Below are 13,850 nucleotides of genomic sequence, written 5' to 3'. Positions count from 1 at the left end.
CTACGGTAGCGTAGGAACGTTCTCCCGCACCCCCATTCGGAGGCACCAGTGGCCCTCACGGACGACCTCCGCCGCGGCTACGCGCCCGGCGTCGCCCCCATCGTCGAGATCCCCGATCAGACGCTCCCGCAGATGGTCGAGGAGGTGGCCGCCCGCTATCCCGAGCGCGTCGCCCTCGACTTCTTCTCCCGCCCGATCACGTACGCCCAGCTCGTCGACCGGATCCGGCGGGCCGCCTCCGTCCTCGCGCGCGCGGGCGTCCGGCCCGGCGACCGGGTCGGCCTCATCATGCCGAACTGCCCGCAGCACGTCGTCGCGATCCTCGCGACGATGACCCTCGGAGCGATCGCCGTCGAGCACAACCCGCTCTCCCCCGACCACGAGCTCGAAGAGGAGTTCGCGCGCCACGGCGCCCGCGTCGTCGTCGCCTGGGAGAAGTCGCTGTCCAAGCTCTCCTTCCTCGATCGCGGGACGACGGTCTTCTCCGCCGACCTCACGCGCGCCCTGCCCGGGCCCTCGCAGGTCCTCCTCCGCCTCCCCGTGAAGTCGGCGCGCGAGAAGCGCGACGCCCTCTCGACTCGCCCGCCGTCGTGGGCCCGCTCCTGGGACCACGCGGTCGCCCAGTCGCCGCGCTGGCTGCGCGACTGCCCCGTCGGCCCCGACGACGCGGCCCTCCTCATCCACACGGGCGGGACGACGGGCGTGCCGAAGGCCGCGCGCCTCACCCACCGGAACCTCCTCGCGAACGTCGTCCAGTCGATCGCGTGGGTTCCCGTCCTCCACGAGGGCGCCGAGGTCTTCTACTGCGTCCTCCCCCTCTTCCACGCCTTCGGCTTCACGATCGGACTCTTCGCGGGATTGCGCCTCGGCGCGACCGTCGCGCTCTTCCCGAAGTTCGACACGACGATGATCCTCACGAGCCAGAAGCGCCTCCCCTGCACCTTCTTCCTCGGCGTCCCCCCGATGTACGAGCGCCTGCTCGCGACGGCCGCGACGATGGACGTCGATCTCTCCTCGATGACCTTCTCCCTCTCGGGGGCGATGCCCCTGTCGAGCGAGCTCGCGAGCCGCTGGGAGGAGGCGACCGGGGGTCTCATGATCGAGGGCTACGGCATGACGGAGGCCTCGCCGATCATCCTCGGCTCGCCCCTGTCGAAGGATCGGCGTCCCGGAGCCCTCGGCATCCCCTTCCCCTCGACCGAGATCCGCATCGTCGATCCGGAGGACCCGTCGCGCGACGTCGCCCCCGGCGAGGTCGGCGAGCTCCTCGCCCGTGGCCCTCAGGTGTTCTCCGGCTACTGGGAGCGCCCGGAGGAAACCGAAGAGGCCCTCTTCGAGGGCTGGCTGCGCACCGGAGATCTCGTCCAGGTCCACGACGGATTCGTCCACATGGCCGACCGCCGCAAGGAGATGATCAACTCCTCCGGCTTCAACGTCTACCCCTCGCAGGTCGAGGAGGCGGTCCGCTCGATGCCCGGCGTCCGCGACGTCGCCGTCATCGGGATCCCCGCGGGAACGTCCGGCGAGGACGTCGTCGCCGCGATCGTCCTCGAGGCCGGCGCCTCGATCACGCTCGCCGACGTGCGCGAATGGGCGGAGAAGTCGATCGCCCACTACGCCCTGCCCCGCCAGCTCGTCGTCATGACCGAGCTGCCGCGCTCCCAGCTCGGCAAGGTCATGCGCAAGAAGGTTCGCGAGCAGGTGCTCGGCGCCGCCGATTCGGCCGCCCAGGCCATCGACACCGCGGCCGCGGCGATCCGCAAGTTCTCCGATCGGAGGAAGGAGGACTAACCGCCCCTCCCCAACACGCGTTTGGCGTGTTTCCTGACGTTTGGCGGCGATATTCGGGCCGATCCTCCCCGCCAAACACTCCAAAAGCCGCCAAACGCGTGTTGGGGCGCGAGTCGGGGGCGGACGCGCCGCGATTCAGTACGACCGTTCAGTCGTCGAGGAGCGTCGGCGCGGTCTCGTGCGCATTCGCTCGCTTGCGCGGCGCCCGCTTCTTCGGCGCGGGCGCGGCCTCGCGTCCGCGGAGGTTCGCGATCGCGTCCTCGAAGTCCTCGAGCGTGTTGAAGGCGCGATAGACGGAGGCGAAGCGGAGGTACGCGATGACGTCGAGGTCGCGGAGGAACGGGAGGATCGCCTTGCCGACCTCGTCGGAGGAGACGTTGGAGACGCCCGTCGAGCGGAGCTGCTCCTCCACCTGCTGGGCGAGGATCGCCAGCTGATCATCGGAGACGGGGCGCCCCTGGCACGCCTTCTTCACGCCCGCGACGACCTTGTTGCGGGAGAAGGGCTCGACGACGCCGGAGCGCTTGACGACCTGGAAGGACGAGGTTTCGAGCGTCGTGAAGCGCTTCTTGCAGGCGGTGCACTCGCGCCTGCGACGAATCGACGCGCCGTCGTCGGCGATGCGCGTGTCGACGACGCGGGAGTCGGGGTTGTGGCAGAAGGGGCAGTGCACCCCCTCACGCTACACGCTCGGAAGGTCACAGGGGAAACAGGTGCCACAACTCCCCCACCTGTTTCTCACCCGCTCCCCGGGGCGCGCGACGAGCCCCGAGGCGCAGCACCTCTCCCCGGACGCTCGACCCGGAAGGAGGCTCAGGCGGTCGCCTCCCTCAACGCCGGATCGACGACGGACGCCTCGCCCGCGAAGGGCGTTCAGCGGACGGGCACCTCGAGGAGCTGGCCGACGATGAGGGCGCCGTCGACGCCATTGAGGGACTCGATGTCGGTGACGACGTCTTCGAGGGGACGATCCGTCGCGACGGTCTGGGCGATCGACCAGACCGACTCCCCCGCCGTGACGGCGTGGAGCGTCGTCGGGCCGTCGTAGGCGCCCGGCGAGACGAGGAGTCCGGCCCCCGCGCCGACGATGCCGAGGGCGAGGGTCGCGAGCGAACCGACGAGGACGCGGCGCAGAGACATCGACGACTCGGCGGCCGAGCGGACGCGCAGCGCGGGACGGCGGCGGCACGACGGCGGGTCGAGACGGAGGGCCTCGCGCCGACGACGGGCGGAGGGAGCCGACTCAAGCGGAAGGACGTCGGCGCCCGGAAAATCGGGAACCGAAGCGAGACGCGCGCGCCCGACCGGACGGGCCTGAAGGCGGATCGCCGAGGACGTGCTCATGAGGTGCTCCTTCTCGCGAATCGTACACATGTTCGTCGAACACCTGTACGATATCAGGTAGCGGAGGCGAAGTCGAGACCCTCTCGAACAAATGTTTCATCTCCGCGCCGGGCTCGGATACCCTGGCCCTGCAAGTGGAACAGGCGCCATAGGCATTTGCGTCCGGCGCCTCGAATCCGGGAGGACCCATGACACGCTCGGACGGACTTTCAGCCAGGCAGCGCGAGATCCTCCTCGTCGTCCACGAGGAGGTGCGCTCCCACGGCTTCCCGCCCTCGGTGCGCGAGATCGCCGAGAGGGTCGGCCTCGCCTCGCCCTCGACCGTCAAGCACCACCTCGACGCCCTCGAACGCTGCGGCTACCTCCAGCGCGTGCCGGGCCTGCCGCGCGCCCTCGAGCTCTCCGAGGCCGCGCGCGCCGAGCTCGGCGTCGACTCCCCCGCCGCCCCCCCCGCCCCTTATTCCACTCCGACCCCGCCCACGANCCCCCGCCGCCCCCATTCCCGAGGCGGAGGCCCCCGCCGCCCGCGTCGTCACCATCGATCTGCCGGCCGCGCACGTCGACGAGGAGCGCTCGTCGATCCCGCTCGTCGGACGCATCGCCGCAGGCGCCCCGATCACCGCGGAGCAGTACGTCGAGGACGTCTTCGACTTGCCGACGCGCCTGACTGGACACGGCTCCCTCTTCATGCTCGAGGTCCACGGCGAGTCGATGATCGAGGCGGGGATCCTCGACGGCGACTTCGTCGTCGTCCGATCGCAGTCCTCGGCGACGCCCGGCGAGATCGTGGCCGCGATGATCGACGGCGAAGCGACCGTGAAGGTCCTCTCGAAGAAGGACGGCCACGTCTGGCTCCTCCCCTGCAACGAGGACTACGCGCCGATCCCCGGCGACGAGGCGACGATCCTCGGCAAAGTCGTGACGGTTCTCCGCTCGCTCGCCTAGCCGTACTTCGTCGCGCCGCTCGCGACGTCGAACGCCCGTGGGGGCCGCCGTCCGGCGGCCCCCACGGGCGTTGCGCGCGATACGATGCGGGCCTCGCGGCCGGGCGATCAGAACCCGAGGTCGCGAGCGACCTTGCGGAGCCTCTCGGCCGAGGCGGTGAGGCCGTCGCGCTCGTTGAGCGTCAGGGGCGGGTTGAGCACCCTGCCAGCGCCCGAGCGGCCGACGATCGTCGGGGCCGCCATGCAGACGTCGGAGATGCCCTCCCAGTCCTCGAGGAAGGTCGAGACCGTGAGGACCCGGTTCTCGTCGCGCAGGACCGCGCCGGCGATGTTCGACGCGGCGAGGCCGATCGCGTAGTTCGTCGCGCCCTTGCCGTCGATGATCCGGTAGGCGGACTGGACGACCTCATCCGCGATCCGCTTGCGGAGGGCCAGGTCGAAGTGCCCGCCGTCGAGGGTCGGACCCCAGTGCTCGAGCGGGACGTTCCCGATCTCCGCGGAGGACCACAGGGCGACCTCGGAGTCGCCGTGCTCGCCGGCGATGTACGCGTGGATGTTCTGCGTGGCGACGCCCGTCTCGAGGGAGACGAGGTAGCGCAGGCGCGAGGTGTCGAGGACCGTGCCCGAGCCGAACACCTGGTTGCGCGGCAGGCCCGTGAGCTTGAGGGCCGCGTAAGTGACGACGTCGACGGGGTTCGTGATGAACATGAAGAGCGCGTCGGGCGCGACGTTCTGAAGATTGGGGACGATCTTCCTCATGAGGCCGACCGTCGACTCGGCGAGTTCGAGGCGCGACTGGCCCGGCTTCTGCTTCGCTCCCGCGGTGATGATGACGAGGTCGGAGCCGCGGACGATCTCGACGTCGTCGGAGCCCTCGACCGAGCCGCAGGGCGTGAACTGAATGCCGTGCGCGATGTCGAGCGCCTCGGCCTCGACCTTCGCCTTGTTGATGTCCTGAAGGACGATCGATCGCGCGTCGCCCCTCATCGCGCAGGCGTAGGCGACGGCCGTGCCGACCGCTCCCGCGCCGATGATCGCGATCTTCGACGGACGACCCGCCGACTTCGCGGGGTAGAGACTCTTCGCCTGGACAGGCATCACCGCTCCTTCCTCGAGGTTGCTCCCCATCTTCTCAGATCCTCCCCGCGCTTCAACGGCCGTCCGGGTGTGGTCATCCGTTCATTTCCGCGCCTTCAGACGCTCGAGGGCGCCGCGCACGAGGTCGGGGTCCCAGGTCGGCCACATCCGCGGCATCGAAGCCCGGATGAACGCCCCGTAGCTCTTCGTGAGGAGGCGCCGATCGAGGACGGCGACGACGCCGCGGTCGGACGGCGAGCGCAGAAGGCGCCCCGCGCCCTGCGCCATGAGGAGGGCCGCGCGCGTGAGGGAAACGGTCTGGAATCCGGAGAACCCGTGACGCTCGGCGTCGATCGAGCGGGCCTTCGTCACGGGATCCTCCTTGTGGGGGAAGGGGATCCGGTCGATGACGACGAGTCGGCAGGACGAGCCGACGACGTCGACGCCCTGCCAGAGCGAGAGGGTCCCGACGAGGCAGGCGTCCTCGTCCTCGCGGAAGCGGTCGACGAGCGCGGAGAGGGTCTCGTCGCCCTGCATGAGCACCTCGAGGTCGGTCCGCTCCCGCAGCGCGGCCGCCCCGGCCTCGGCTGCCCGCCAGGAGGAGAAGAGCGCGAGGACGCCGCCGCCCGCAGCCTGTGCGAGGCCGACGAGCTCGTCGAGCGCGGCGTCGGTGGCGCCGCCGGGACCGGGGTCCGGGAGATGCCGGGCGATGTAGAGGATCGCCTGGGCCGCCGGGTCGAAGGGGGTGCCGACGTCGATGCCTCGCCACGGCGTCTCCGACATCATGAATCCCGCGTCGTGCGCCATCGCGTCGAAGGAGCCGCCGAGCGCGAGTGTCGCGGAGGTGAGGACGACGGGGCGTTCGGCGAAGCCCTTGAGCCCGAGCGCCGGGGCGACGTCGAGCGGCCCGATCGAGAGGATCTCGGACGAGCGGTCCTCGGACCGCGAGAGGGAGGCGATCATCGTCGCCGGATCCTGAGACCACGCCGCGACGAAGCCGCGGATCTCGTCGAGGGCGGCGCGTGCGAGGATCTTCGCCGCCGGATCCGCCCCGGAGTCCTGGACGCCGCTCGCGGCCCTGCGCGACGCGTCGTCGAGGAGGCGGATCGCCTCGTCCAGCGCCTCGGGGCGCGAGAGGATCAATCCGGCCTCGAGGGGCGCGAGCGAGGCGCCGAGCTCGGCGCCCGCGGTCTCGAGGTCCGAGCACTCGACCTTCGCCTGCGAGCGGACGGTTCGCGCGACCCGCAGCACGAGGCCCTGGGAGAGCGCCTGGGACGCCTGGTCGCGGACGCGGTCGGCGAGCTCGTGGGCCTCGTCGACGACGACCGGCCCGAACTCCCCGAAGAGGTCGGACTCCGAGGTGCAGTGGATACCGAAGAGGGAGTGGTTCGTGACGACGAGGTCGGCCTCCATCGCCCGGTCGCGCGCCGCCTGGGCGAAGCACTCGTCGACGAGCGGGCACGACTTCCCCAGGCACTCGCGCTTGGAGACGGAGACCTGGCGCCACGCCCGATCGGACACGCCGGGGACGAGGTCGTCGCGGTCGCCCGTGTCCGTCGAGGCCGCCCATTCGCGCAGCCTCACGACCTGCTCGCCGAGTTCGCTCACCCGCGACTTCGACGAGGTCTCGAAGCCCTCGAAGAGCGTCCCCTCGCTCGGGTAGCCGCCGTCGACCCGGTGGAGGCACAGGTAGTTCGACCAGCCCTTGAGGACCGCGACCTCCGGGCGCACCGAGGTCTCGGCCGCGACCGCGTCGACGACTGCGGGGGCGTCCTTCGTGAGGATCTGGCGCTGCAGCGCGAGCGTCGCGGTCGACACGAGCGCCCTCTCCCCCGTCGCCGCCGCGTGCGCGAGAAGCGGCACGAGGTACCCGATCGACTTGCCGGTTCCGGTGCCCGCCTGGACGAGGAGGTGCGACTTCGCGTCGATGGCCTCGCCGATCGCGCGGACCATCTCGTGCTGGCCGTCGCGTCGGCTCCCGCCCATCGCGGAGACGACGCGGTCGAGGATCTCCTCGTCCCGGGTCGGCTCACTCATCGGCGTTCCCGGCTCCCGCCCCGTCCTCGTCGATCGGAAGGCCGACCTCGGCGATGCGCGCGGCGAGCTGCTCGTCGACGCGGGCGCGGATCCGCGTCCCCTCGGCGACGTACTCCTCGCGCTCGACCTCGCCGTCCTCGTGGACGGCGTGGACGAGGTCGCCGCGCGAGTACGGGACGACGACGTCGACGAGGACGCGCGGGCGCGGCAGGGCATCCTCGATCCGATGGCGCAGCTCGTCCATGCCGAAGCCCGTCATCGCGGAAACCGCGACGGCGTCGGGGAAGTACGTGCGGACGAGGGCGAGGCGCTCCGGACTCGCGAGGTCCGCCTTGTTGAGGACGATGATCTCGGGGATGTCGGCGGCGCCCTCGATGTCGGCGAGAACCGCGCGGACCGCCTCGACCTGGCCGATCGGGTCGGGGTGGGCGGCGTCGACGACGTGGACGAGGAGGTCCGCCTCGCCGACCTCCTCGAGGGTCGAGCGGAACGCCTCGACGAGCTGCGTCGGGAGGTTGCGGACGAATCCGACGGTGTCGGTGAGCGTGTACGCGCGCCCGTCCGAGGTCTCGGCGCGCCGGACCGTCGGGTCGAGGGTCGCGAAGAGCGCGTCCTCGACGAGGACGCCCGCGCCCGTCAGCCGGTTGAGGAGCGTCGACTTGCCGGCGTTCGTGTACCCGGCGATCGCGACGGAGGGAACGCCGCCGCGGCGGCGCGAGAGGCGCTGCGTCCGGCGGGCTGGCTCCATCCTGCGGATCTCCTCGCGCAGCTTCGCCATGCGCGTGCGGATCCGGCGACGGTCAAGCTCGATCTTCGTCTCGCCCGGGCCCCTCGAGCCGATGCCGGCGCCCGCGGCGACGCGGCCGCCCGCCTGGCGGGACATCGATTGGCCCCAGCCGCGGAGCCTCGGGAGGAGGTACTCGAGCTGGGCGAGTTCGACCTGCGCCTTGCCCTCGCGGGACTTCGCGTGCTGGGCGAAGATGTCGAGGATGAGCGCCGTTCGGTCGACGACCTTCGCGTCGACGACGTCCTCGAGTCCGCGGCGCTGCGAGGGCGCGAGCTCCTCGTCGACGATCACCGTGTCGGCCCCGACCGCCCGGACGATGTCGGCGAGCTCCTTCGCCTTGCCGGAGCCGAGGTAGGTCGCGGGATCGGGCTTCACGCGCTTCTGGACGACCGCGTCGAGGACCTCCGAACCGGCCGTCTCCGCGAGCGCCGCAAGCTCGCGCAAAGAGGTGTCGACCTCCTCCTCGGTCTGGGTCGTCCGCAGTCCGACGAGGACGACGCGCTCGAGGCGGACCTGGCGGTACTCGACCTCGGAGATCTCCTCCCGGTCGTTCGCGAGCCCCTGGACGCGCCGCGTGCCGGCGCGGGCCTCGCGCTCGAGGGCGCCCGCGTCCGTCGAATGGTCCTGCCCCTCCGTCGACTCGAGCGCCGTCCCTCGCCGCGCGAGGATGCGGGCGACGACGTCGCGAGCGCGCTCCTCGGCGTCGTCGATCGGGGCGGACGGGGCGTCGGACTGGTCCATCGAGTTCCTCTCCACGGGGTCCCCCCAGTCTCCCACGCCCCGACTCGTCGCGGCGCGGGCGCACCGGTCGTTGCGCTGAGAGCGGAGAAGCTCCCCGGGCGCCCGCTACCCTTGGGGGCGTGGACGAACAGTACTTCTCCGACCAGTCGCCGGCCGCCGACTCCGATCTGCGCACTCTGCGCATCGAAGCGCGCGGCCACGACCTCGTCATGCGCGTCTCCTCGAAGGTCTTCTCCGCGTCGCGCCTCGACCTCGGGACCCGTCAGCTCCTCGCCGAGGCGCCCGCCCTCCCCGCCTCCGGCCGCTTCCTCGACATCGGCTGCGGCTGGGGCCCGATCGCCGTGGCGATGGCGAAGGAGGCGCCCGACGCCGAGGTGTGGGCCGTCGACGTCAACTCTCGCGCCGTCGACCTCACGCGGCGCAACGCCGGCCTCAACGGCTGCCCGAACGTCCGCGCCCTCACGTCACCCGACGCGCTCGACGCCGTCGCCGCCGAGGACGCCCATTTCGACGTCATCTGGTCGAACCCGCCGATCCGCATCGGCAAGGACTCCCTCCACGCGCTGCTGACGACGTGGCTCGACCGGCTCGCCCCGACGGGCGCCGCCTATCTCGTCGTCCAGCGCAACCTCGGCGCCGATTCCCTCATCGAGTGGCTCAACGCCCAGGGCTACGCGGCCGCGAAGATCGCGTCGAAGAAGGGCTACCGGATCATCGAGGTCCGCCCCGGCGCCTGAATCCGCTGCCCTCCCGTTCGCCGCCCCGTCCTCGTTCACGAGGGCGGGGCGCGGCGTCTACCGGGCGGGGGCCGCGAGCGCCCCGTCGAGGACGAGGGTCGCGACGCGCGTCGCGGGCCCGGTGAGGAGGACGGACGCGCCGGTGACGCGCGGCTCGACGTCGGCCCAGTCGAGGACGCCGTCGAGGTCGACGCGGACCTCGCCCCCGGGGATGAGGACGCGCCAGCGGCGCGGGGCCGACGGGCCGCGGCGGATCGCCGTCGCGAGAGCCGCGGCGCAGCACCCGGTGCCGCAGGAGAGGGTCTCCCCGACTCCGCGTTCGAGGACCCGCATCCGGCAGACCCCGGTCGCGCCCTCGTCGATCGTGCCGGGCGCGATCGCGGGATCGTCGCCGAGGTCGACGACGAGTTCGAGGTTCGTCCCGCGCGGATTCGCCGGCGCGAAGGAGGGCCGCATCGGCTCGGGGGCGAGGGCCGCGTCGACGCTCGGGAGGATCGCCGCGTCGAGCTCGTCGGCGCTCACGGCGATAACGGTGTGCGGGTTCGGCATGTCGATGAAGATCCCGGGGCGCTCGCCCGCCAGGCCGGGCACGCGCACGGCGACGGATTCGGCGCAGTCGGAGCGCGCCGGGCCCATGTCGACGCGGTAGTCGGCGGCCTCGTCGCCCCCCGCGCCGCTCCCGCGGCCGGCCTTCCCTGCGGCCGCCGGGAGGACCTCGACGGTCCGCACTCCCCCGCGGGTCCCGACCTCGATGCGATCGGAGTCGAGGAGGCCCTCGCGGCGCAGGTGATCGACGAAGACGCGGATGCCGTTGCCGCACATCTCCGCGAGCGACCCGTCGGCGTTGCGGTAGTCCATGAACCAGCGGCCGTCGGCTCGCACGGCGCGCATGAGGCCGTCCGCGCCGATCCCGAAGGCGGGCGAGCAGATCCGCGCGACCGCTTCGGCGTCGAGATCGCGCGTCCCCTCGGCGTCGACGTAGACGACGAAGGAGTTCCCGGTCCCGTGGGCCTTGGCCGCGGAGATCCCGGCCGCGCTCTGCTCGTTCATGGCGCCCACGCTAGTGCGCGGCGGCCCCGAGTTCGTCGTCGACCGTCTGACGGACGAGGTCGAGGGTGCGGTCGAGGAGCGGCGCGTCCCCCTCCGCGTCGAGCCAGTGGACCCGGGCGTCGGGGCGCAGCCATTTGATCTGGCGGCGGGCGAGTTGGCGCGTCGCGATGGAGATCGACTCGGCGGCCTCATCGGTCGTCATCTCGCCGTCGATGACGGCGATCGCCTCGGCGTAGCCGGTCGCCTTGCGGGCGGTCCTCGCCTCGCGCAGGCCGAGATCGAGGAGGGCTCGGGTCTCCTCGAGGAGCCCGTCGGCGAACATCTTCTCCGTCCGCATCCGGATCCGCTCGTCGAGGACGTCGAGGTCGCGGCGGATCGCGATCATCACCGAGGGCGCGGCGAAGACCTTCTCGGGCATCCGGCTCGAATAGGGCTCGCCGGTCAGGGCGATGACCTCGAGGGCGCGGATGATCCGGCGGGCGTTGTGCGGGTCGATGCGCTCCGCCGACAGCGGGTCGAGGGCGGCGAGGCGCGCGTGGAGCCCACGCGACCCGAGCGGGCCCTCGGCCTCGGCCTCGAGCTCGGCGCGCACCCGCGGGTCCGTGCCCGGGAAGTCGAGGCGGTCGAGGAGCGCGCGCTGATAGAGGCCGGATCCGCCGGCGACGACGCCGACCCCGCCGCGCGCGTGGATCGCGGCGACGTCGGCGCGCGACTCCTTCTGGTAGCGGGCGACCGACGCCTCCTCGAGGAGGTCGAGGACGTCGATCTGGTGGTGCGGGCTACCGCGGCGCTCGGCGACCGGCGTCTTCGCCGTGCCGATGTCCATGCCGCGGTAGAGCTGCAGGGCGTCGGCCGACACGATCTCGCCCGGGCCCGCGCCGAGGACCGCGGGCAGCGACTCGGCGAGGTCGAGGCCGAGGTCGGACTTGCCGGAGGCCGTCGGGCCGACGACCGCGACGAGGAGGTCCCCGGGGCGCTCGAGGCGCGCGGCGTCGCTCGAGGGCGCGCCGCGGGCCGGGGCACGGGTCGCGGGCGCAGCAGCCTCGGACGCGGCGGCCTCGGACGCGAAGTGGGGCGTCGAGGTCGAGCCCGTGTCGATCGAGCGCATCGAGCGCATCGTCGAGGGCGACGGCCTCCCCCACGGCTCGACCGAGTTCGTCGTCCTCACGGAGGTCAACGGCCGCCGCATGCAGTTCCACCGAGAGCCGGCCGACGCGCCCTGGCTCCAGGTGGAGACGCGCATCGAGCTCTCGGACGAGGACACCGCGTCCCTCTCCGCCTACGACCTCGCGCGCATCGCGAACCAATGGAACACCGACCACCTCCAGCCGACGGTCTTCCCGATGCGTTCGGAGCAGGGGTGGGCCTTCGTCCTCGCGACCCGCTTCTTCGTCGGCGAGGGGCTTTCGGATCGTCAGATCCACACGCTCGTCCGCCGGGGCGTCGGGGTGACCCACCAGGCCGCTGAGGAGCTCCCCGGTCTCGTCACTCCCGGAGCGGAATGATCGGGCGCCTCTGAACGACCGGTGCCCCCGCGCGACGCGCGGGGGCACCGCCGTCTTGCGGACAGAGGTAGCTCGTCATCCCCGCGCGAAGTCGTGCTCCCGCATCCCCTCAGCGAAGAGAAGTGATGCTTTCGACGCGTGAAGGTGATGCTCTCGGTGGGGCTCGTGCGAGCGGACGCGGCCGTCACGCCGTTGTGACAACCGCTCCGGGACAACGGTAGACGTCCGCAGAGCCCCTGAGAACGCCACACGGATTCGTCGCCGAATCGAGACCTCAGAGGATTGCCCGTCCTCGTCGATCGGCCCTAGCGGCCGACCCGGATCGTCGGGATCCCGAGGGAGACGCGCTCGTCCTCCTCATGAGCGCGGCGGCGCTCCCAGGCGTCGCCCGCGCGCGTACGGCGCAGGCGCCACAGGCCCCCGTCGAGGGCGGAGTCGGCGATGAGGTGGTGGGGCGCGCCGTGCGTGACGCGCGCCGTCACCATGTCGCCGGGCCGGGGCCGATCGGCCTCGGCGAGGCCCGTCGGAAGCGCGACGTGAACGAGCCGATTGTCGCGTGCGCGCCCGGTGACGCGGTGAGTCGCGCCGTCCTTGCGGCCGTCGCCCTCGGAGATGAGGACCTCGACCTCGGTGCCCGCGAGCTTCGCGTTGTCCTCGGCGCAGATCCTCTCCTGGAGGGCGATAAGACGCTGGTAGCGCTCGAGCGCCACGTCGTCGACCACCTGGTCCTCGCGGTCCGCGGCGGGCGTGCCCGGACGCGGCGAGTAGAGGAAGGTGAAGGCGGAGGAGAAGCGCGCCTCCTCGACGACCTCGAGGGTCTGGAGGAAGTCCTCCTCGGTCTCGCCGGGGAATCCGACGATGATGTCCGTCGTGATCGCCGCCTCGGGAATGCGGTCGCGGACGCGCTCGAGGATGCCCATGAACTTCTCGCGCCGGTACGAGCGGCGCATCTGGCGCAGGACCGCGTCCGAGCCGGATTGCAGCGGCATGTGGAGGCTCGGCATGACGGTCGGAGTCTCGGCCATCGCGGCGATGACGTCGTCGGTGAAGGCGGCCGGGTGGGGGCTCGTGAAGCGGACGCGCTCCAGCCCCTCGACGGCCCCGACCGAGCGGAGCAGGGAGGCGAAGGCGCCGCGCTCGCCGAATCCGACGCCGTAGGAGTTGACGTTCTGGCCGAGCAGGGTGACCTCGATGGCGCCCTGGGCGACGACCGCGCCGACCTCCTCGAGGATCTCGCCGGGACGGCGGTCGCGCTCCTTGCCGCGAAGATGCGGGACGATGCAGAAGGTGCAGGTGTTGTTGCACCCGACCGAGATCGACACCCAGGCCGCGTAGGCGGACTCGCGGTGGGTCGGCAGGGTCGAGGGGAAGACCTTGAGGGACTCCTCGATCTCGACGGCCGCCTCGCGGTTGTGCTCGGCGCGGCGCAGCAGCGCCGGGAGGACGTCGATGTTGTGGGTGCCGAAGACCGCGTCGACCCAAGGGGCCTTCTCGACGATGCCGTCGCGCATCTGCTGGGCGAGGCATCCGCCGACGGCGATCTGCATGCCGGGCCGCTCGCGCTTGACGGCCGCGAGCTGTCCGAGGTTGCCGAAGAGCCGAGTGGCCGCGTTCTCGCGGACGGAGCACGTGTTGATGACGACGACGTCGGCGCCCATGTCGCCCGCATCGGTCGCGCGGGCGGAGGCCTCGGGGACGCGGTCGACGGGCACGAGACCCGCCTGCTCGAGGAGTCCGGCCATGCGCTCGGAGTCGTGCTCGTTCATCTGGCAGCCGAGGGTGCGGATCGCGTAGGTCCTCGGCGCATCGGTGCGGGGTGCGGGTGCGGCGTTCATCG

Annotated in this window: 11 protein-coding genes and 1 pseudogene; 4 read left to right on the top strand and 8 right to left on the bottom strand. The window is 71.9% G+C overall.

Annotated elements, in window-relative coordinates; all coding sequences use genetic code 11:
* The first annotated feature begins 48 nt into the window (after positions 1 to 48).
* Positions 49 to 1,791 (top strand): AMP-binding protein, encoded by a 1,743-nt coding sequence (locus DY157_RS02540; RefSeq protein ID WP_115727086.1) that lies wholly within the window; start codon positions 49 to 51, stop codon positions 1,789 to 1,791.
* 148 nt (positions 1,792 to 1,939) lie between these two features.
* Here DY157_RS02540 and nrdR read toward each other — a convergent pair whose 3' ends face one another.
* Both nrdR and DY157_RS02530 read right to left on the bottom strand, forming a co-directional pair.
* Complete coding sequence (gene nrdR / locus DY157_RS02535; RefSeq protein ID WP_115727085.1) at positions 1,940 to 2,464, bottom strand: transcriptional regulator NrdR; 525 nt, start codon at positions 2,462 to 2,464, stop codon at positions 1,940 to 1,942.
* A gap of 200 nt (positions 2,465 to 2,664) precedes the next feature.
* A complete protein-coding gene (locus tag DY157_RS02530) occupies positions 2,665 to 3,135 on the bottom strand; it encodes a LysM peptidoglycan-binding domain-containing protein (RefSeq protein WP_115727084.1) in 471 nt (156 codons plus the stop codon).
* Between the two features lie 188 nt (positions 3,136 to 3,323).
* Here DY157_RS02530 and lexA point away from each other — a divergent pair.
* Positions 3,324 to 4,080 (top strand): annotated as a pseudogene (lexA, locus tag DY157_RS02525) (transcriptional repressor LexA).
* 107 nt (positions 4,081 to 4,187) lie between these two features.
* Here the strand turns inward: lexA and DY157_RS02520 are convergent.
* The 3 genes from DY157_RS02520 to hflX form a co-directional block, all read right to left on the bottom strand.
* Entirely contained in the window at positions 4,188 to 5,177 is a 990-nt protein-coding gene (locus tag DY157_RS02520) for an L-lactate dehydrogenase (protein WP_115727083.1), read from the bottom strand.
* 81 nt (positions 5,178 to 5,258) lie between these two features.
* Positions 5,259 to 7,193 carry an ATP-dependent DNA helicase gene (locus tag DY157_RS02515; RefSeq protein WP_115727082.1) on the bottom strand — a complete coding sequence of 645 codons (1,935 nt, stop codon included), beginning with the start codon at positions 7,191 to 7,193 and terminating at the stop codon, positions 5,259 to 5,261.
* Positions 7,186 to 8,721, bottom strand: coding sequence for a GTPase HflX (hflX, locus tag DY157_RS02510; protein ID WP_115727081.1), 1,536 nt, complete (start codon positions 8,719 to 8,721; stop codon positions 7,186 to 7,188). Before hflX ends, DY157_RS02515 begins: the two co-directional genes overlap by 8 nt.
* Before the next feature lie 119 nt (positions 8,722 to 8,840).
* On the opposite strand from hflX, the gene DY157_RS02505 reads away from it, so the two are divergent.
* Complete coding sequence (locus DY157_RS02505) at positions 8,841 to 9,458, top strand: class I SAM-dependent methyltransferase (protein ID WP_115727080.1); 618 nt, start codon at positions 8,841 to 8,843, stop codon at positions 9,456 to 9,458.
* A gap of 57 nt (positions 9,459 to 9,515) precedes the next feature.
* Here the strand turns inward: DY157_RS02505 and dapF are convergent, their stop codons facing one another.
* Positions 9,516 to 10,508, bottom strand: coding sequence for a diaminopimelate epimerase (dapF, locus tag DY157_RS02500; RefSeq protein ID WP_115727079.1), 993 nt, complete (start codon positions 10,506 to 10,508; stop codon positions 9,516 to 9,518).
* 10 nt (positions 10,509 to 10,518) lie between these two features.
* Positions 10,519 to 11,616 (bottom strand): tRNA (adenosine(37)-N6)-dimethylallyltransferase MiaA, encoded by a 1,098-nt coding sequence (gene miaA, locus DY157_RS02495; RefSeq protein WP_115727889.1) that lies wholly within the window; start codon positions 11,614 to 11,616, stop codon positions 10,519 to 10,521.
* Here miaA and DY157_RS02490 point away from each other — a divergent pair.
* Positions 11,600 to 12,013 carry a type III secretion system chaperone family protein gene (locus DY157_RS02490; protein WP_115727078.1) on the top strand — a complete coding sequence of 138 codons (414 nt, stop codon included), beginning with the start codon at positions 11,600 to 11,602 and terminating at the stop codon, positions 12,011 to 12,013. The genes miaA and DY157_RS02490 overlap by 17 nt on opposite strands.
* A gap of 305 nt (positions 12,014 to 12,318) precedes the next feature.
* Here the strand turns inward: DY157_RS02490 and miaB are convergent, their stop codons facing one another.
* The gene (gene miaB / locus DY157_RS02485; RefSeq protein ID WP_115727077.1) at positions 12,319 to 13,848 is read right to left on the bottom strand and encodes a tRNA (N6-isopentenyl adenosine(37)-C2)-methylthiotransferase MiaB; all 1,530 of its coding nucleotides are present in this window, start codon (positions 13,846 to 13,848) and stop codon (positions 12,319 to 12,321) included.
* Between the last annotated feature and the right edge of the window lie 2 nt (positions 13,849 to 13,850).

It is taken from the genome of Actinomyces culturomici (genome assembly GCF_900499005.1).
Lineage (GTDB): Bacteria > Actinomycetota > Actinomycetes > Actinomycetales > Actinomycetaceae > Pauljensenia > Pauljensenia culturomici.
The sequence above is the reverse complement of the archived record's forward strand: the minus strand, read 5'-3'. Positions and strand labels throughout refer to the sequence as shown.

What these genes read in the sequence shown, in the direction of transcription:
- dapF (WP_115727079.1), bottom strand. Translation starts at nt 10,508, where the DNA reads ATGAACGAGCAGAGCGCGGCCGGGATCTCCGCGGCCAAGGCCCACGGG.
- DY157_RS02515 (WP_115727082.1), bottom strand. Translation starts at nt 7,193, where the DNA reads ATGAGTGAGCCGACCCGGGACGAGGAGATCCTCGACCGCGTCGTCTCC.
- DY157_RS02520 (WP_115727083.1), bottom strand. Translation starts at nt 5,177, where the DNA reads ATGCCTGTCCAGGCGAAGAGTCTCTACCCCGCGAAGTCGGCGGGTCGT.
- hflX (WP_115727081.1), bottom strand. Translation starts at nt 8,721, where the DNA reads ATGGACCAGTCCGACGCCCCGTCCGCCCCGATCGACGACGCCGAGGAG.
- miaA (WP_115727889.1), bottom strand. Translation starts at nt 11,616, where the DNA reads ATGCGCTCGATCGACACGGGCTCGACCTCGACGCCCCACTTCGCGTCC.
- DY157_RS02530 (WP_115727084.1), bottom strand. Translation starts at nt 3,135, where the DNA reads ATGAGCACGTCCTCGGCGATCCGCCTTCAGGCCCGTCCGGTCGGGCGC.
- miaB (WP_115727077.1), bottom strand. Translation starts at nt 13,848, where the DNA reads ATGAACGCCGCACCCGCACCCCGCACCGATGCGCCGAGGACCTACGCG.